14 protein-coding genes and 2 pseudogenes are annotated in these 19169 nt (G+C 61.2%); 9 read left to right on the top strand and 7 right to left on the bottom strand.

Annotated elements, in window-relative coordinates; all coding sequences use genetic code 11:
* Nucleotides 1-8: 8 nt before the first annotated feature.
* Both XI09_RS45345 and XI09_RS45340 read right to left on the bottom strand, forming a co-directional pair.
* Nucleotides 9-1556 (bottom strand): annotated as a pseudogene (locus XI09_RS45345) (ABC transporter substrate-binding protein).
* Nucleotides 1557-1574: 18 nt separating this feature from the next.
* Nucleotides 1575-2890 (bottom strand): annotated as a pseudogene (locus tag XI09_RS45340) (M20 family metallopeptidase).
* Between the two features lie 77 nt (nt 2891-2967).
* Between XI09_RS45340 and XI09_RS45335 the strand changes: the two are divergent.
* A complete protein-coding gene (locus XI09_RS45335; RefSeq protein ID WP_271572753.1) occupies nt 2968-3729 on the top strand; it encodes a GntR family transcriptional regulator in 762 nt (253 codons plus the stop codon).
* Between the two features lie 36 nt (nt 3730-3765).
* Here XI09_RS45335 and XI09_RS45330 read toward each other — a convergent pair whose 3' ends face one another.
* Entirely contained in the window at nt 3766-4536 is a 771-nt protein-coding gene (locus XI09_RS45330) for an IclR family transcriptional regulator (protein WP_271572752.1), read from the bottom strand.
* Between the two features lie 198 nt (nt 4537-4734).
* Here XI09_RS45330 and XI09_RS45325 point away from each other — a divergent pair, with 198 nt between their 5' ends.
* The 6 genes from XI09_RS45325 to XI09_RS45300 all read left to right on the top strand — a co-directional run bounded on the left by XI09_RS45325 (nt 4735) and on the right by XI09_RS45300 (nt 10748).
* Nucleotides 4735-5565, top strand: a complete 831-nt coding sequence (locus XI09_RS45325; RefSeq protein ID WP_271572751.1) for a transporter substrate-binding domain-containing protein — start codon at nt 4735-4737, stop codon at nt 5563-5565.
* 17 nt (nt 5566-5582) lie between these two features.
* Nucleotides 5583-6299: an amino acid ABC transporter permease gene (locus XI09_RS45320; RefSeq protein ID WP_271572750.1), complete on the top strand. Its 717-nt coding sequence runs from the start codon at nt 5583-5585 to the stop codon at nt 6297-6299.
* On the top strand, nt 6296-7114 hold the full coding sequence (locus tag XI09_RS45315) for an amino acid ABC transporter permease (protein WP_271572749.1): 819 nt from the start codon (nt 6296-6298) through the stop codon (nt 7112-7114). The genes XI09_RS45320 and XI09_RS45315 overlap by 4 nt, the downstream gene beginning before the upstream one ends.
* Nucleotides 7111-7857: an amino acid ABC transporter ATP-binding protein gene (locus XI09_RS45310; protein ID WP_271572748.1), complete on the top strand. Its 747-nt coding sequence runs from the start codon at nt 7111-7113 to the stop codon at nt 7855-7857. Before XI09_RS45315 ends, XI09_RS45310 begins: the two co-directional genes overlap by 4 nt.
* A 120-nt stretch (nt 7858-7977) precedes the next feature.
* Nucleotides 7978-9294: an NAD(P)/FAD-dependent oxidoreductase gene (locus tag XI09_RS45305; protein ID WP_271572747.1), complete on the top strand. Its 1317-nt coding sequence runs from the start codon at nt 7978-7980 to the stop codon at nt 9292-9294.
* Between the two features lie 137 nt (nt 9295-9431).
* The gene (locus tag XI09_RS45300; RefSeq protein WP_271572746.1) at nt 9432-10748 is read left to right on the top strand and encodes an NAD(P)/FAD-dependent oxidoreductase; all 1317 of its coding nucleotides are present in this window, start codon (nt 9432-9434) and stop codon (nt 10746-10748) included.
* A gap of 1221 nt (nt 10749-11969) precedes the next feature.
* Here the strand turns inward: XI09_RS45300 and XI09_RS45295 are convergent.
* On the bottom strand, nt 11970-12905 hold the full coding sequence (locus tag XI09_RS45295; RefSeq protein WP_271572745.1) for a hypothetical protein: 936 nt from the start codon (nt 12903-12905) through the stop codon (nt 11970-11972).
* Between the two features lie 622 nt (nt 12906-13527).
* Here XI09_RS45295 and XI09_RS45290 point away from each other — a divergent pair.
* Nucleotides 13528-14430, top strand: a complete 903-nt coding sequence (locus tag XI09_RS45290) for a hypothetical protein (RefSeq protein ID WP_271572744.1) — start codon at nt 13528-13530, stop codon at nt 14428-14430.
* A 145-nt stretch (nt 14431-14575) separates the two neighbouring features.
* Here the strand turns inward: XI09_RS45290 and XI09_RS45285 are convergent, their stop codons facing one another.
* A complete protein-coding gene (locus XI09_RS45285; protein WP_271572743.1) occupies nt 14576-15574 on the bottom strand; it encodes a hypothetical protein in 999 nt (332 codons plus the stop codon).
* Nucleotides 15575-15784: 210 nt separating this feature from the next.
* Complete coding sequence (locus tag XI09_RS45280; protein WP_271572742.1) at nt 15785-16663, bottom strand: hypothetical protein; 879 nt, start codon at nt 16661-16663, stop codon at nt 15785-15787.
* Nucleotides 16664-16794: 131 nt separating this feature from the next.
* Here XI09_RS45280 and XI09_RS45275 point away from each other — a divergent pair, with 131 nt between their 5' ends.
* Complete coding sequence (locus XI09_RS45275) at nt 16795-17490, top strand: hypothetical protein (protein WP_271572741.1); 696 nt, start codon at nt 16795-16797, stop codon at nt 17488-17490.
* An 89-nt stretch (nt 17491-17579) separates the two neighbouring features.
* Here the strand turns inward: XI09_RS45275 and XI09_RS45270 are convergent, their stop codons facing one another.
* Nucleotides 17580-19166 carry a class I SAM-dependent methyltransferase gene (locus XI09_RS45270; RefSeq protein WP_271572740.1) on the bottom strand — a complete coding sequence of 529 codons (1587 nt, stop codon included), beginning with the start codon at nt 19164-19166 and terminating at the stop codon, nt 17580-17582.
* Between the last annotated feature and the right edge of the window lie 3 nt (nt 19167-19169).

Below are 19169 nucleotides of genomic sequence, written 5' to 3'. Positions count from 1 at the left end.
CTCCGGTGTCAGGCGCGCTTCGGCGCACCGGCGCCGAGCGAGACCATGTCGAGGCGGAACACCGAGCCGCGCGGATGCAGCGTATAACCTTCGACATAGGACCGTTGTGCCGCAAGAAGGTCGAAGAACGCCGAGATGACCGTGGGTACTTCCGTGTTCATCATCTCCTGTGCCTTGGCGTAGAGCGCCGTGCGCTTCGCTTCGTCGGTCTCGACGCGCGCAGCATTGATGACTGTGTCGAACTCGCTGCTGTTCCAGCGAGTTTCGTTCCAGGTCGCGTTGGAGGTGTAGAGCAGGTTGAAGATCGCATCTGCGGTCGGCTGCATATTGTAGAAGCCGACGTAGAAATTGCCCTTCTTCCAGACCTGGTCGAGATAGGTCGCGTGCGGCATCGTCTGCACGTTGATACGGAAGCCGGCTGCAGCGGCCATCTCGCGAACCGCGACACCGAGCTAAGTGCGGGTGGCTGGTCGGTCGGACGCGATCAGCGTCAGATCGATGCCGTTGGGATAACCGGCGTCGGCCAAAAGCTGTTTCGCCTTGGCGACATCGGGCTTCTTCAGCGGAATATTCTTGTAGAAGTGGTAGGCCGAGCTCAATGGCGTGTCGTTGCCCGGCGTTCCGTAGCCGCCGGCGACGAAACCGACGGTCGCCTCGCGGTCGACGGCCAGTGCCAGGGCCTGGCGCACCCGGACGTCGTTGAACGGCTTCTGGTCGCATCCGAGGTTGATATTGAGGAATTGGCCGGAGGGTGTTCGCAGCGCCTTGACACCGCCGGCCTTCACGAGCCGCTCGTACTCGCCTGGTGTGGTCGTCAAAAGCAGGTCGATCTCGCCGGAGATCATCGCTGACGCTTCGGCGGTGCGGTCCGGATAGACAAGTAGTTCGATGCGGTCGAGGTAGGGCCGCGTCGGATCATAATAAGCGGGGTTACGTTCGACGACGATCCGGCGATCGGGCTCGTAGGATGCCAGCTTGAATGGGCCGGTGCCGTTGGCGGTGGTCGAAAGGCTCGCGAGGTCGGACGCGACGACCTTCGCCGGAACGATACGCGCGTTGAGATAGGTCAGGGCCACCGGCAGGTCAGCGTAGGCGCCAGACAGCGTGAACTTGACGGTCAACGGATCGACCGCCGCGACTTCCTTGATTGGACCGACATTGGTTCTGCCGGGGGAGGCGGTCTTCGGATCGAGGATGGCATTGATGGTGGCGACGGCATCCTCGGAGGTGAGTGGTGAACCGTCGTGGAACGTCACTCCTGGGCGCAGCTTGAAGATCCACTCCGTGCTTGTCTCATTCGGCTCCCAGGAGATCGCGAGGTCCGGCTCGACGGTCATGTCCGGCTTCAGCCGGGTGAGGTTGGAGTAGAGCAGTTCGGTGACGAGATATTCCGGGTTCACGCGCGCCAGCATCGGATGGATGACCGATGCTGCCTGGTCGACCGACATCCGGAGCAGGCCGCCGCGCTTCGGGGCTTCGGCGAAGGCGATCCTGGGCAGACCGGCGAGGCCGATCGCGGTTCCCGCAAGGAAAAGACGGCGACTGATGGACAGCATGGATGGGTGCTCCTTGAGTTAGCGGGCGGCGAGTGTTTCGGGAGACAGATCGGGATGGAATTCGGCGGACAGATAGGCAAGGACCGATTTCGCCAACGCGACGATGTCGGCGCGCGTGGTGAATTCGCCGGGTGCGTGAATGCAGCTTTCCGGCCGGCCGAGGCCGGTCAGCAGGATCTCCTGCATTCCGGTCTGTTGCACCCAGCCGAAATCAGAACAGCTCGTCGCACCCCATTTGGCGAAATCGTCCGGCGCGTATCCGAACCCGGCCGACAGCGCCTCTGCCAGCGCGGCCAGTGCGGGCCTGTCGGATCGGACGTCGGCATCAGGTGGCCAGTGAGAACCACGTCGACGGCGGCTCCGGGGGCGGCCGCAAAGACGGCGTTCTCGATTTCGGCACGCGCGGCCTGAAAGTCTTCCTCCGGCGCATAGCGCCGACAGACGAGAACTTCAAAGAGCGATGGAATCTGGCCGCCGCATTGGCCGCCATGGGCTGCGGAAATATCAAGCTGGGCGGCGAGCGGATGCGTCGCATGCGGCGGCGCAGGCAGGGGTGACGTCCGCGCGGCGATTGTCGGTTTCAATGCTGCGAGCGCATTGAGGATCGGCAGTGCGGCCTCGATGGCGTTGGCGGCGTCTCCTGCGCTCGCGGCCTCGCTCGCATGACGCGTTCTGCCGCGGACGCGCACCAGAAGCGTGAAGAGGCCAAAGCAGCCGGCCCAGATGCGCGGCGCCGCGGCACCATTGAAATTGAGAATGTGGCCTTCGAGCAAACCTTGCTCCGCCAGATAGCGCACGCCGGGATACAGTCCACCTTCCTCGTCGGTGCAAAGCAGCAGCATCGGGTCGTAGCCGAGTGGAAGGCCGATCGTGTCGGCGGCGCGCAGCGCGAGTAGCACGGCCGCGATGGTGCCCTTCATGTCGGCGGCGCCGAGGCCAATCAGGCGATCGCCGTCGCGCGTCAACTGGAACGGATTGGAGGTCCACCCGGGCGCTGCCGGTACGGTGTCGACATGAAAATACAGCCCGAGCACCGGCTTGTCCGAGCGGCGGCGTGCGATGAGATTGGTTCTGCGCCCTTGCGCCGTGCCACCCGCCACGCGCCACAAATGTTCGGGGACGTCGACGCGTTGGCAGTCCAGGCCGAGCGCTGCGACAGCGCTCTCCATCAAGTCGGCAAACGCTTCGTATCCCGCGCCGGGCGGGAAAGTGGTGTCGATTGCCACCATCCGCGCAAGATCGTCGATCGCACGCTCGGCTGTGCGCTCGATCTCGGCGAAACCGTCGGTCAGCGTCGGGCTGGCCTGTCCTGGGCCTGGTGGTGGAGAAACCATTTGCGGCGGCTCATTTCTATATTCTATAAAGAAATAGGCGAAGCCGATTGCTGTCAATTCCAAAGAATGAGGCAGGCGTGACCGGTAAACAGGCAAAAGCAGCGACGAGCGGCCCATCGAGCCTGCCGGTTCCGTTGTACGAGCACGTCAAGCGGCAGATCGCCGAGGCGATCCTGGTGGGCGAACTGTCTCCGGGCACGGTGCTTCCCGGTGAAGTTGCGCTTGCCGCGCGATATGGCGTTGCGGTCGGCACCATCCGCCGGGCGCTCGCGGATTTGACCGCCGACGGCATGCTGGTGCGCCGGCGCAAGACCGGGACGGTCGTGACCGGCCGCGCACCGCAACACAGTCTGCGCTTCTTCTTCCAGTATTTCCGACTTCACGGCGAAGACGGCAGCCTCCAGCGTTCCGTGCCCGAAGTCTTGTCCGTGGTGCTGCGGCCGGCAGACGCAGATGAGGCGGCGCTCTTCACGGAAGCCGTTGGTGAGCCGCTGTTCTGTCTTCACCGCATCCGACGTGTTGGCCGCGTGCCGGTGATGCATTCGCGAATACGGCTCGTTGCGCGCCGCGTGCCTGATTTCCCGCGCAAGGCGGCGAGCGTGCCTGCGCTGCTCTATCTCCATCTGCTCGACGCCTACGGCATTCGCATTGCGGCGGTACGCGAGAAGCTCCTGGCAGAGCTCGCCGACAAGGAGGATCGGCGTCTACTTGCGCTAGCTTCGCCGAACGCCGTTCTGGTGATCCGCGAGGAGGCGTACGATCAAGCCGGTGCGCTTGCGCTCCTGAGCGAGCACCGCGCCACGACGGCGCATCATCACTACGTGAACGAGATCCGCTAACCTGTTGCGAGCCGTGCCGCGCGCCCGTGACGCTTCCTACTGACCGACGATCACGTCGATTTCCTCCTTCAGGAGGGCGCCGTAATGTTCGAGGACGCCTGGCCTCAGCTTCGCGCAGAGGAACGTGAAGCTAAGGGCGGCGCCCGGCTTTTCGCCCGGCGTCATGATCGGCAATCCGACGCCGGCAATGCCGGGAATGAGTTCGCCCACATCCACCGCGTAACCGCGGTGGCGAGTGTCGGCGATCAGCTGCCGAACCTTGTCCTCGGTGAGATTGCGATAGGACGCGTAGCGCCCGAGGTTGGCGCGGATGATGTAGTCCTGTTCGTCCTCATCGAGGAAGGAGAGCATCGCGATCGAGCCGGGGCCTACGCCGAGGGGCACGAAGCCGCCGATCGATCCTGTCAGGGTCGGCACGATGCATTCACCGTCGCGCCGGTCGAGACAGACGGAATCGTGGTTGAAGCGTGCCATCAGGTGGGTCGTGTCGCCGGTGCGGCGCCTGAGCCGGGACAGCGCGACCTCGCAGCGGCTGATGATGCCGGGGCCGCGAGCAGCGCGGACGCCATAGATCGCCATGCGTGCACCCAGCCTGTAACGCCGTTTTTTGTCGTCGCGGGCAAGCAGCTTGTGACCGACCAGCGTGTTGAGGATGCGGTGGCAGGTGGCGGTGTTGAGCCCGGAGCGGGCCGCCAGGTGCTTGAGCGATAGGCCCTCGACGCCGCCATCGGCGACGAGATCCAGCAGGATGACGGCCCGGTCGAGCAACTGGGCTCCACCGGACGGCGGTTGGACGATCGCCGGCATAGAATCTCACATTATGAAAAAAGAGCTCTCCGCAACTTGTACATTGAGAAAGTTGCGTCTCCAATGATGAAAATTAGGTCGCTCGAGAGGGGTGCATATTTTTTGAGCGACCTGATTTCTGCATTCGCAAAAAGCTGATGGCTGACGCGGCGCTGTGGCAACAGCGCTGGAAGGCCGTGATTTATCCAGAGGAACAGGATGACAGGCTTCAAAACGATGATGGGCGTTCCCGCCCTTGCGCTCGCTGCCTTCTTTGTTGGTAGCGCCGCCGTGGCGGGCACGCTTGAGAACGTCAAGGCACGCGGCAAGCTCGTCGTCGGCGTGAAGAATGACTACGTGCCCTATGGCTATCTGAATGACAAGGGCGACGTCGTCGGCTTCGAGGTCTCGCTTGCCAAGTACGTTGCCAAGGAGCTCCTTGGCTCCGAGGATAAGATCGAACTCGTGCCTGTCGTCGCTTCCAATCGCATCGAATTCCTGACCGCCGGCCGCATCGATGCGATCTTCGCCACGCTCGGCGTCACGGCCGAGCGCGCCAAGGTCATCGACTTCACGACAGAATACGTTTTGGCTGCCGGCCCGTCTGTGTTGGCGGCCAAGGAAGCGACGATCTCCAAGTGGGACGAGCTGAAGGGCAAGTCGGTTTGCGGCATCCAGGGCTCCTACTACAACAAGAAGATGACCGAGGAGTTCGGCATCAATCTCGTGGCCTTCAAGACCCAGCCGGAAGCCTATCGCGCGCTGAAGGACAATCGTTGCATCGGCTTCGTCTTTGACGACATGACGCTTCAGCAGAAGCTCAAGGAGCCCGATTGGGCGAGCTACAAGATCGCGGTGGCACCCTATGAATTCCAGCCGATGGCGGGCGGCCTCCGCAAGGGAGACACCGAATTCCACGAAGCCGTCGACAAGGCCATCGGGAAGGCCGAGGCCGAAGGCAAGCTGATCGCGTGGGAGACCGAGTTCGGCATGCCGCACTCCGACTACATTGCGGCGCGGGCGAAGGCAGCGGCTGCGAAGAAGAACTGACGGACACGGAGCGGCCTTTGTTCGGTCTCGATTATTCCTGGCTCGCGGATCCTGCGTACCAGCAATGGCTGCTGACCGGTCTCGTCAACACGCTGAAGCTGGCGGCGCTCTCATCGAGTGCCGCCATCCTCATTGGCATGCTGGGGGCTCTCGGGCTCACGCTGCGTATTTTCTGGCTCGATGCCCTGATCGAGCTGTTCGTGGAGGTGTTCCGCAACACGCCGCCGCTGTTGCAGATGCTGTTTGCCTATTTCACCCTCTCAACCCTCGGCCTCAGAGTGACCGATCCGTCGACGGGATTATCGGTTCCGCTTCTCAGTGCCTTTGCCTGTGCTGCGACTTCGCTCAGTCTCTTCGGCGGGGCGCTGGCGATCGAAGCCTTCCGCTCGGGCATCGAAACCATGCCGCGGTCGATCATCGATGCGGCGCGGTCACTGGGGTACGGCCGCTGGGCCCGCTTCTGGCGCATCGAGGCGCCGATCGCCACCCGCATCTGCCTGCCGGGACTGACGAACATCCTGACCAACCTCTTCAAGACGACGTCGCAGGCATCCGTCATCACCGTGCCGGAACTGATGTACTACGCGGGACAGATCTACAATGACACGTTTCGCACGCTGGAGGTCATGATTCTGGTCCTCCTCATATACGTGGTGCTGGTGTCCATTCTCACCTTTGCAATGGCGAGGCTCGAAGCCTTGATGGCCTTCCCAGGCTACGGGAGGGGACATTGATCGCTGGCTCCATGCTCTCCTATGAGGGAAAGAAGCGCGCCGTTCTGCTGCTGATCGCCTTGGGCGTCGTCGTCTGGATCGGGGTCGATGCCGCGGCGGGCGGCTCGGCGCACTGGAGCCGCGTGCTGGTGCGGCTTCCTCTGCTTCTCACCGGCTCGGCATCCGGCTGGCCGATCACGGGCGGCTTTATCCTCAATATCATTCTCTCGCTCGCCTCCATGGCACTGGCGACGGTGCTCGGCACGATCATGGGTCTTGCGACGCTCGCCAGGTTCGGACCGGTCCGAGTGCCGTCCTTTCTGCTGATGAATTTCCTGCGCAATTCGCCGTGGCTTGTTCTGCTTTTTGCAACGCTCTATTTCCTGCCGTTCGAGATGCACGTCTTCGGCACGACCATTCCGTTCCCGCCATTCGTGAAGGCCGTGATTGGCCTTGCGTTGCCGACGGCGGCGAATTTCTCCGAGGTGATCCGGGGCGCCGTTCAGTCCATTCACAGCGGCCAGTGGGAAGCGGCGCGTTCGCTCGGCTATACGGCTGGGCAGATCTATCGCCACGTGATCGTGCCACAGGCGCTGCGGCGCATGATCCCGGGCTGGATGAATCTCTACGCGCTGCTGATGATCGCGACAGCGCTCGCCACGGTTACCGGAATCCAGGACGTGCTGACGATTCTGAACACTTTGCTGGCCATGGAGAACGAGCGGGTGATCGTCTACTTCTATCTGACCATCCTCTTCCTGTTCATCGCCTACTGCTATCCGATCGCTGCCGTCGCGCGTCGGTGGGAGCGTGCCGTGAAGGGAGAAAGCCTGTGAACCGCATCGACGCGCTGATCGAGCTCGATAACGTCTGCAAGTCCTTCGGTAACGTCCCAGTTCTCAAGGGCATCTCGATGTTCGTGCAGAAGGGCGAGGCAGTCTGCATTATCGGACCTTCAGGGTCGGGAAAGTCCACCGTTCTGCGCTGCATCAATGGCCTGATTCCCGTGGACGACGGCTTTGTCCGGGTCGGCGCACACCGTGTGCATGAAATGAGGTCGGAAAAGCAGATGCGGGCGCTGCGCCATCAGGTGGCGATGGTGTTCCAGCAGTACAATCTCTTTCCGCACCGCACGGCACTGGAAAACATCATGATGGCGCCGATCCAGGTGCTCGGACACGATCGCGCCGAAGTCGAGGAGCGAGCCCGTAAGCTCCTGAAGAAGGTGCGGCTCTCGGAGAAGGCGGACAGCTATCCGGGGCAGCTTTCCGGCGGCCAGCAGCAGCGCGTGGCAATCGCCCGCGCGCTCGCGATGCAGCCGGAAGTGATCCTGTTCGACGAGGTGACGGCTGCGCTCGATCCCGAAACGGTGAAGGACGTGCTCTTCGCGATCCGCGAACTGGTGGAGGAGGGCCTCACCTGCATTCTCGTGACTCACGAGATGAAGTTCGCCCGGGAAGTCTCGCAACGCGTTTGTTTCACCGATCATGGTCTGATCGTGGAGAGCGCGCCTCCTGCAGAACTCTTCGACAATCCGCGAGACCCGCGCACTCGCGAATTCCTCGGTCAGGTTCTCTGATCGCATCATCGGGCCGGACAAGTGTCGTCCGGCCCGGTGCCGCCGACTTGTCGGGATTGGTCATGCGCTATGCAGCCATCCCACGTGCAATGAAAGGTGAGCCGGAAGGCCCAATGTATCATGCCTCGTTTTGACGACATCTACGCCAAGGACTTCAAGGAGGTGCCCTACTGGTGGGAGGCCGCCGAACCGGAGACCGATCTCGATCCGCTGCCGCAGCGAGCCGACGTCGTGATCATTGGCTCGGGCTATGCCGGGCTGAATGCAGCGACCCACCTGGCGCGAGCCGGGCGCTCCGTCGTCGTCATCGACGGTGACCGGATCGGGGAGGGAGCCTCGACGCGTTCTGGCGGCATGGTGTCGAGTGGCCAGAAGCTGGTGGTCGGCGGCGCGATCAAGGGGATCGATCCGGCGCTCTTCTCGCGCCTGATCGGCGAGAGCAACGAGAGCTTCGATTATCTGAAGATGCTGGTCGAGACGGAGAAGCTGGATGCGGGTCTTGCGCTCACCGGCCGCTTTTTCGGCGCCCACGCCGCGGGCGATTACGAAACCCTGAAGCGGCATGGCACGCTCCTGGCGGAAAAGACGGGTGTGACGGTGCATTTCCTCGACCCCGCGCATCAGCGGGTGGCGATCGGTTCGGACTACTATCATGGCGGCATGGTGATCGATGAATATGGCGGTTTGCATCCGGGCAAGTATCACAAGGCGCTGCGTGACCGGGCGCGCGCCGCTGGCGTCATGCTGCGCTCGCACGCACGTGCAGGTGTCGTACAGGATGGTGCGAGCGGAGAGAAAGTCGTGCCGACCGCTCGTGGCAGCATTCGGGCTGCCCACGTCGTCGCAACCACAAACGGCTACACCGCCGCCGATGCGACACCGAGCCTCGCCAGTCGCATCGTGCCGGTCAAGAGCTATCAGATTGCCACCGCGCCGCTGCCGGCCGATCTCTTGGCCGAGCTCATTCCGCAGGCCCGCATGGTGTCCGACACGCGCCGTGATTTGATCTACGCCAGGCCGTCGCCTGACGGGACGCGGCTTCTGTTCGGTTCACGCCCGGGCATCTTCGACATGCCCGACAAGCTTGCCGCGAAGCGACTTTATGCGCGCATGCTGGCCGTTTGGCCGCAGCTTGCAGGCGTGAAGATCACTCATGCCTGGAGCGGGCGCGTGGCCATGACCGTCGACAAGATCGCCCATCTCGGCGCCCGCGACGGCGCGGATTTCGCGGCTGGTTGCAACGGCAACGGCGTCGCGCTGATGACCTTTCTCGGCTACCAGACAGCGCGCAAAATTCTCGGCGAGCAGAACATGCCTTCGGCCTTCGACCGCGAGACATTCACGGCCGTGCCCTTCTATTCGGGCAAGCCGTGGTTCGTGCCGCTCTTTGCCGGCTGGTATCGCCTTCGCGATTTCCTCGACCGTCCGGAACGTTGAAATGGAACAGTCCGCCAGTCCCGCCCGCCTGGAAGAGGAAGCGCTCGGCACGCGCTTCATTCCGGATGACCGTTTCCGGGCAGCAAGGCGCCTCTGATCCGTATCGGCATTCCATTGCTTGTTTCCAGGGGGACGACATGTCCAGAATCATTCCCGATCTTGTTGTGGCGCCGCAGGAATTGCCTGCGGAGGTGGATGTCGTCGTCATCGGCGGCGGCATCATCGGTGTGTCGACGGCCCTTTCGCTGGTTGAGCGCGGCGTTAGCGTTGCCTTGTGCGAGAAGGGGTTGATCGGGGCGGAGCAGTCGGCGCGAAACTGGGGCTGGGTACGCCAGATGGGACGCGACCCGGCCGAATTGCCGCTCGCCATTGAAAGTCTTCGGATCTGGCGCGGCATGAACGACCGCATCGGGGGCGAAACAGGCTTTCGGCAGGCCGGCATCGCCTATCTCTGCGACACGGATGCCGACGTTGCAGTGTATGAGGAGTGGTTGAAGCACGCCGCGCCGCTCGGTCTCGATTCCCGTTTGGTAAGGGGCGAGGCGCTGAAGAAGCTCATGCCGGGTATGGCGAAGCCGTTTCGCGCCGCGCTGCATACGCCGAGCGATGGCAAGGCCGAGCCGCTCATTGCGACTTCGGCGATTGCGCGAGGAGCGGCCGCCAAGGGCGCGCATATCCTCACCAATTGTGCGGTCCGTTCCATCGAGCGATCGGCGGGCCGGGTCAGCGGCTGCGTGACCGAGCGCGGTGAGATCCGCTGTTCGTCCGTGGTTCTGGCGGGAGGAGTCTGGTCGCGCCTCTTCGCCGGCAATCTGGGCATCGATCTTCCCGTCCTGAAGATCCTTGGCAGCGTCGTCCGCCTGTCCTCGGTCGACGGCGTTCCGAATTTTGCCGTCGGTGCAGGCAACTTCGCTTTCCGTCGCCGCCTGGACGGCGGCTTTACCGTCGCCCAACGCAACGCCAACATCGCCCCGATCACGCCGGACAGCTTCCGCTTGTTCTGCGACTATACGCCGACGCTGATCAAGAGCTGGAATGAACTGACGCTTCGCATCGGCGGCCAGTTCTTTCGTGAGTTGTCGATGGCTCGACGCTGGAATAGTGACGAGGTTACGCCTTTCGAACAGGTCCGCATTCTCGATCCAGATCCGTCGCCGCGATTCGTTCAGGGCGGCGTGAGCCATCTGCGCGAGGCCTTCCCAGCGTTCGGCGACGCAAAGATCATGAAGATGTGGGCTGGTCTCATGGACGTTACGCCCGATGCTGTACCGGTGATCGCGCCGGTCAGCTCCGTTCCGGGCTTCTATCTCGCAACAGGTTTCTCCGGTCACGGTTTCGGTCTTGGCCCTGGTGCGGGCGCGCTGATGGCTGATCTGGTGATCGGATCGACACCCTGTGTCGATCCTGCCCCCTTCCGGATGGAGCGCTTCAAGCGCCTGAAGAGAGCCGCCTGATTTTCCGCACCCATGCCAAACAAGATCAAGCCGGCCGACTATCTCGCCAGGGTCCCGCCCGGCGCATCCGCGGTAGCACGATGCGCAGTAGGTCCGCCTTCGAACCGAGCACAGAACAGACAGGCAGGATGTCGCCGCAGGAAGCGCGTCGCTCCAACTAAAGGAAGACCCGGAGGCAATCCCAGAGCCGGGAACAGCGTCGTCAACAGGGTGCATGAAGCGCTGACGAGATGGCTTGATAAGCCTGTTCGACCAGCCAGCTGTTGGATCGTCACGTTTTTCCGCTTCCGTCCCACGGTGATAACAGCGAGCCGGCTGCATGACATCAGGACTTCGCCTCAATCTTCAACGGGAAAATTCCGTCGTTTCCCGTTGCATTGGGTCAATGAATTCTCTAAGTCGTTGATATGGAGTATAAATTCTCCGTCGCCCCCATGATGGATTGGATCGATAGTGGAAGAGTTTCAATTGGTTAGATGGCTGCGTGTGCATGACGTGTGCACCTGGAGATCAAGAAAAATCTAGGCTCCGCCAATTGAAGCGATCGCACTGGGCATTCGATCGCATCCGAACGTTGACCGCGCAGAGAGCTATGAGAGTCTTTGCAAGCTCGAAGCCATGAGTTGATGTGCCAAGGGCAGCGTCGCCTGTGAACGATTTCGGACGCTAACGGCCGAACACGCCGTGTTCCTGGCGTTCCTGCAGGCCAACGCTCCTGGTCGAACTCGGGGGACTTTCCGTCAGCGCGGCTGGAGCCATGCTCAAAATGCCGAAATGCTGCGAAGCGCATCCGCTTCGTGCGCTGGATCGACATGGACCGCATCAACCGCTCCAACACCAGGCCGGGCGCCGCGCCGTCGTCGAGGGCCTGAAAGCGCGATGCGCGCTTCGGCATCTCTTCCAAAGATCTGTCGAGCGAGCTCCATGCGTCTATGACGCAGACCTCAGGAGGTCGGGCAATAAAGGACGCCAATCCACTTACCGCATCTGCCGCTCCTGTGACAATGAATCCTGCCTCGTCGGCAAACAAGGCTTGGCAAGCAGCTATGATGATGGGATGATTGTCGACGATCAGTACTCGCATCTGAGCTCCGTGCAGCGATATTGGTGGCCTAGACGATGTTGCAGTAATGGGCATCGCAGGCTGACATGACCGACGGATTACGACCGCGGGGCTCGCGCGGCCTCAACGTGCTAAAGGGATGCCGAGAATGATTGCTCTCACCATGCGTTGAAGTTGGTGACGAGTTGCTTATCCAAGGACAAGCTTTCCATGCCACTGGAAAGCAAAATACCGCTTCGGTTATGGTGTCCACTCCCGGGCATGTTTCGTTTGTGGTGCAAGAAGTGCCCGATCTCGTGCGCCATTACACCAATGAACGCTTCGCCAAGATCGAACACGGGTGGATTACCTTGGTCAACAACCACGAATACCTGCTCATCAGGCAGATACTCCCCAGCCGCCTCAGTATCCATTGCATCATAATCACCGACGAGAAAGCAGGTGAGATCGGCGCCGCGCCTCTTCAATGGTACGATATCCTTTCGAAAAACATCCCGCGAGATTTTTGGACCTAAGGCTTTCTGGACCGTAATCCATTTGGCATCGACCAGCGTGAAAAAGATGTTCGTCTGAGCCCCGAAGACCCAGTTCAGCCTGGTGAGGAACCAGGGCACGTCATCCGGCGTCCATTTCGTGGCGTTGATGACTTTGCCTGACTGATCGAGGTGCTTGAGGAATCTGAACGCGATCGTGAAGTCTTTGCGCTGCAGAATGGCGACCTCCAACTTGATGGCCGTGGTGCCGCGCGCGGCTTTGAGTTCCGGAATACCGACACCTTTGGCAACGACCTTGAGGCCGCGCGCACTGCCATCCAGTCGCGCGGTGCCATACAGCCCAGTACGCAGGCGCAGCAATTGATCATCGCGCTCCTGGCTTTCTTGCTTACCATAGCGACTGTTGATGTATTCCTGAGCGACGCGTTCGACTTGCTCGAAGCGCACATCCTCAACCTGTAACCGGTCGCGATCATACGATAGGTGAACGTCCTTGCTGTCGCGCAGGCAGACCAAGTTGAAGCCTCCCCGAGGAACGATCATGAAGCTTTGCGCCGCGTACACACCAGAATCCTGCAGGAACTGAGCGAAGCTTGCCATAGCTTTCCCAAACCTTAAGTCACGATAGTGTCGCGCCCGGACCACCGCGCCGGGGATAACCATCCGTGATCATTGCTCGCCGGTTGAGCCAGCAACATACTGGAAATTAGCCATGCGGGGCAATGTGCTGGCGTCGATTTTGCGGTCTTGACTTCGTTTGCGGCTGCGAGGGCGAGCGAGTTGTACGTCGAGTGGAGGCTATTCTGACAGCGGCTGTCGCTAGCTATTCACGCCTTATGGCGGTGACGGGCGCGGCGCGCTAGCGACGCAGAAAACCGTCTGCCAAGACGTCGTAGACGCAACGATTGCGAGCCACGGCGGGCGCATCATGAAGACCACCGATGACGAGTTGCGGTTCATTAGGTATACTGGCGATGTGTGCCGCCTGCTCTTCGACGGAACCATGCCTGGCGTTAACGACACAAGGAAACGCAGCAACACAACTGCCGATTTTCATCGGGGAGCATCATACGCTCCCGGTTGGATGCGGGCCGCACGTGAAGGAGATCCTGGCAAATCTTCCCGACTACACCGACCGAAGTCCAGTTAGGAGTAACCTGCCGTTTCTTTTGCCGGAGCCTAGCCGGACGACTATTGCCCAACCACGCAAGGAAGGTAGGTCATGCCACTGACCGAAGGCGACGTCCTGGACACACTCAGTGACTCGGTTGCGCTTGGCATCGAGTTTTACGTCGACAAGATCCATATCAAGGGCGAATACTTGACGACAGTTCGCGATCACATTCGTGCCGGTAATATATTGGTGAAGGGCGGCACTCAGGATCTCGCCTTCTACGATCAGGCCACGGATATTCTGTTGACGCAGAAGAAGTCGCCTCCCGCAAATGATAGCGATCGGGCGCTGCTCCTGCATGAATGCGTCCACGCCATGATCGACGTCTATGATCCTGACGGCACTGTTACGCGCCACATGGGCGAACTGGCGGCCTACCTCACTCAAACGACATATAGCGTTCGCAGGAATCCGTCGTCTAACCGCAACGGCACCGCCCCCTGGGACAAATTCTGGGGCGACCTCTACGCCACGGTGCGCGCCAACAAGCTCGACACCAGCGCGGGCAACGGCGTCCGGATCCCGTCGGCGACGCTCGAAAATCTGCGCCGGCAACTCGCTGCGCTGCCTTTCGTGAACTATGGAAAGTTCGCTAAAGAGGCGACCGGCGTATCGGATGGGCTGATCCGCAGGAACTTATTTCTGTCGAGCGATGAACCCGTGTCCATGCGATCATCGAGCGTTTCCCACGAAGCTTATGTTGATCCGAGCGATGACTATTTGATACGCACCCTGATGGAGGCCTACGCGAGCACCGATGTTAGAGGTTATGGCAGCCGCCTGCGCCGGCTACGTCGTGATTTTCTCTATTGCTCGCTGTCTCGCGCCCATGAGCTCCGGAAGAGGTTCTCGGTGCGGAAGCGTGGAGACCGGCTCTCCGAACTGTTTCACGATCGCCTGTCGCATGGCGGCCGCGCAATTCTTCTCCGTGTGCTTGCGCTGCGAAGCTGACCAGCACGCTGGACAAGTCGGAAAAATGCTCTCGAGAGGAAGAAAAATGCTCTCGAGAGGAAGAATGCGCTATCGCACCGCGTCGAATTCTCGGCGTGTTGGTGCATCATTAAGTAGACTCCCGACCACTCCTTTGCAGCGGATTCTAGTCCAGGTGCCTTGCGCGCAGATCTTGAAGGTCCTTTTTCAATGCCACCAGATCCAGCCCGCGAGGAAAAGTGAGGCGTCCAGAGCGGATCACGAGCCGGACATACGGATACCGTTCTTCGGCAAGCATCGGAGAACTGATCTTGTACTTGTGCCAATCTTCGACGATGTGTGCCTGTTGTTCGACGTTGTATGAGTCCCAGCTATCCCCGGGCGTGTAGTCGTAGCCGGCACCGACCGTCTGCGCCCAGAAAGAGCGCGCCATTGTCCAGTTTGAATCGTTGAACGCCTGCCACACGTGGGTCATTTCGTGCACGAAGAGGTCGCAAATGCGACCGAAGTCGTCGCACAAGAGGCCGAAGGTGGGGCTAGGCGATGCCAGACTACTGAACGCGACATTGCCAAGATTGATGGCATACCGCATGCTCGGCACCATGGGATTGCTTCCTCTAAAGAACGGTCCATCGTTCGTCCACGGTCTTCCGCCTGCTCCCAGGCCATTGGTAATCGCGATTGTCTCCCACGGCGGCAACGTCGGGCCAAAGACGTTGCGCGCGAAATCCCGTTCGCTGACGTCCAGCACGCGTGCGAAGTCGGGTCGGCTTCCTTCACATTCGGGCGGGGTCGGAGCCGCTGGGGTGGGCGCAACCGGTGGCGTGGGCGCTATCGGCGGGGGAGGCGGCGTACCTGGCGGCAGATAGATGAATCCCCCTCGCCATCCACCTTTCCCGCCGGTCGTACCGGAAGAAAACGCAAAATTCTGGCGGTCGGGCGACATCGCGCGGCAGCCTACATACTCGGCCAGGTACCAGTTCACCTGCCGTGTGGCTTGTTGGAAATCGCGCTGTTTGACGAGCTTGATGCCCGGAAAATTGAACTCGATGAGGTCCCAGGGGTCGATGCCGATCCGCTTGGCGAGGGATATCCAGGTCTCGCCTGCCGTCACCGCATGCCGGATTCCTGCTGGCGGTACATAGCTTTCGACGACAGGCTTCAAGGGCCTTTCCTGGTTCGGCAATGTGAGACCTCCCCTGCTGGTTCCTTCGGAACTACGCGTTCTCGCCACCCATATCCTGGTCGCCGCTACCTCGAGGCGGTTCGATAGTTCCATTCATTCGGGCCACGAACTGGCAGTGGCAAATCGAGGAGCCTCATTCGTAGCTTGGAGGCGTAGACACGGAGCAATGTCGAACGAGCAATGCCCGCTTTAGCGCCTGCCTTTTGGCTTCGATCCGAGCAGATCATGCGTCCCGCTGATGCTCACCGTTCCCGAGCACTCGAAGCCGCCGAAAATTCCGCAGGAGCCGGTGACCGTAACGCGCAAGTCCTTGCGCTGGTACATGTCGACCGAAATGCCCACGCGCGAAAAGTCGTTCGCGCTGTTCGGCAGGATCAGATCGATGTGCTCTGCGGCCCATTGCGGTATATGCTTGTTGCTCTTCCAGAACAGCTCATTGCCGGCGTGATGCACGAAGTTCGGCCCGACCGTAAGGGCCCCGTCCACGCCCTCGAACACGAAGCCTGTTTCGTCGATGTGCACGTTCACCCGATCAGGTGCTACTGCGAAATGCAGCGAGGTGATGTCTTGGGGCTGCGGGTCTTTGCCGAATTGCGAGCTGTAGGCATCGCTCCATTGTCCGCGGTCGCGTCCGAGCCCGAAGCCGTGCCGGCCCGGGAGATCCCGCGTTGAGAGTGGCTTGTCGGACAGCTTTGGGCGCCAGATCTCCCGAAACCCCTTGCCGATCGTTGCCGCCATCGACAGATCGAGGGCCCAATGCGACGCCTTCTCCGGGCTTTGCCCTTCGGCGAATGCGTCGAATCCGTCCGTCGTCTTGGCAATGCGCAGCTTCTTGATCAGCTCTTCCCAGTCCTTGGGCAGGAAGGTGACGCCGTCGAGCGTGGTCGTCGCGGCAGCGACACCATACTTCTCGAGTTGGTGTCGGATGTAGGGCTTCTCGTCATAAAGGCGCACATCCGGGTTGGGGCCGGCAAAATAATTCTTCAAATCGATCTGCGGCCGCAGCATGGTCAGTCGTGCCGCGATCTTCCGGTAAGTGTCGGTCGTCGTCGGATCGGTCGTCGTCATGGGGCGCCCTCCGAGGTAATCCTTGCCTCAGATTGGTCTCGCCCGAACGGGTTCGGGTTCAATGCCGGCTCGTTCCATGAAGCTGGCGCCCGGCCCAGGTCATTCGAATTCATGTCGCGCCAGCGCAGTGTTTGAACCTGCCGATCGGAAACGGCGACCACCATCCGTGGGGTAGTGTGAACAGCGAGGACGATCAAATGTCACTGCGGAGCAGGGTATTGGACGTACTCAATGGCCCGGCGGTTGCACGCATGCGCTTCCGGTTTCCGATCCGCGGCAGCCACGTGACGATTGCGCCGCAAACGTTTCATCACGTTGCCCGGGCGATCCGGTTGGGGCAGGTCACCGTCGCGGCTCCGACCGATCTCGCAGCGGGTGTTGCTGCGCAATATAACGATGTCGCGCGAACCCGAGCCGACGGCACAGCGGTGGCCGCCAATACGCTGGAGGTGGTGTCGGCGACGGGGCGGCTGGATGAGGCCTATATCGTCCACGAGAGCCTGCATGCGGCATACGATCTGTTGCGCACCGGCCTTGATGCCAATGCGGAAGAGGCGTCTGCCTACGTCTGCACGGCGCTCTATTGCCGCATGACAGGCCTGCCCCGCCCTCGCTGGGCCAACGGGCCGATCTACGCCAATGCCGCAGAGGTCGCCCGAACGCTCCTGTCCCAGTATCAGAAGGGCGATCCCGGGATTCCCTGGGTCGGCGAGCATGAATGGAAGATGCTGCGCGCAGGTGTTGGCTTTGATCCGGTCTATACGAGCGGACCAGGCGGTATTCTCACGGGATGGCTCCTCGGCCAGCAATATACCCACGACGGCTAGAGTGCCAGGGGCCGCATCCGTTTCAGGAAATGGCAGGAGCTTCCAACTCCTGCCGTTCATCGCCAACGGAGCCGATGCACTTGAGCGCGTCACGCGACCAGCAGGCCCAGCTTGCCGACCATCGCAAGCGAGCGTTGAACGCTTTCTCGCGTTGACAGCAACAACGGCTCGGCAGGCTTCCCGGCACTATCCTTCTGGTCTACCTGGATGGTCGGGCCGAATCTTTCGGTCATTTCGGCCGTGATTTGATCGATGGTCCGCGCACCGTCGAGCAATTGCAGGAAATCCCTGGTCCGGTCGTCCTCCAACTGTACCGTCTGGTGGAGGAGGTTGGTGACGAGCGGACCTGTTTGCGCTTGTCTTCGTGCGAGCAGGCTCGCCTGCGGATGCTCGGTAGCTTCCTTCAACAGAAATGGGCGCGAGAGCAGGAACGAAACCTCGCCGCTGCAAGCCAGGATGAACATTGCCTCCGTCAGCACTTTTTCGTCATCATCCGCGTGTCGGCCGCCCAGCAGCGCGCGGGCGCCATCGAGCAGCTCGCCAAATGATAATGCTCGCGGCCAGGCCCGGCCGAGACATAGATACGCAGCCTTCAAGACCGGATTGGTTACCGTGACCCTGCTGCCGTCCTGATTCTCGAATTCTACCGTGGAATCGTCAGTCACGCAGGCGTCGGGATGGACCGGGTTGGTCGTGCTCAGCAAATGGAACCTGGTGACGAAATCGAGGTCGATCTGGCGGGATAGCGCAATGCTGTCGTGGCAGAGCAAGGTGCGCCGAAAGCCGTTGCCGTCGATGAAGTCCTGATATTGATCGCGCGCCATGAACTCGCTTTCCGGGAAGCGCTGCAGCGTTGCGCGAACCTCCTCGGAATAGCCGGCAAGATAGCGTCGTGAGAAATCGGCGTCGCCCAGATATTGCAGGCCATGGCGGTTTGCGTCTTCGGCGACCTCATGCAGCAGAAATGCCTCGGCACCATCATCGAGATCGTCGTGAAATAAAAGTTCGTCGGGGGACTTGAGGACGCGGTTGTACTGGTCGCGCATAACTGCGCCGTGCACCGAGTTGGCCTTCGAGCCCTCGCTCAGGAACTTCAAGATCGCGCGGGCCTGTCCTACCTTCTCCTTCATGTCGGTGAGGCGGCGGGTGTGATACCGCATCATGTCGCGGACCATGTCGCGAAGATGCGAGAACGGGTGCGCATTGTAGCTGACGTAGCAGACCCCGCGCGGAGCCAGGTTCTGCTTGAAGATCATCATCATCCTCTCGCGCACCGCAAGCGGCACCCAGGAATACACACCGTGTGCGATGATGTAGTCGAACTGCCCGAAGCTCGCGTCGACGTTCATGATGTCGCAATGGAGGAGCTTGATATTGCTCAGGCCCAATGTGGCGATATTTCGCTGGCCGCGCTCGATCGTCACGCCGCTCAGGTCGACACCGACGAATTCGCTGTTTGGATATTGAAAGGCCATCGGCAACAGGTTGCCGCCAACGCCGCAGCCAAGCTCGAGCACCCGGCAACGCTCGACCGGAGCCGCCTGCATGCCGTAGACGGCAGCAATGGTAGCGAGATGGTTCGGATGAGTGAGCCCGTAGACGTGGCCAGGGTAGTAGACCTCGTCGTATGGCGTGGGACCGGTGCTCGGGTGGCGATGCTCGGTTTGAATGTTCATCGT

The organism is Bradyrhizobium sp. CCBAU 11386, assembly GCF_028128955.1.
GTDB lineage: Bacteria > Pseudomonadota > Alphaproteobacteria > Rhizobiales > Xanthobacteraceae > Bradyrhizobium.
This window is presented reverse-complemented; position numbering and strand designations above follow the sequence as displayed.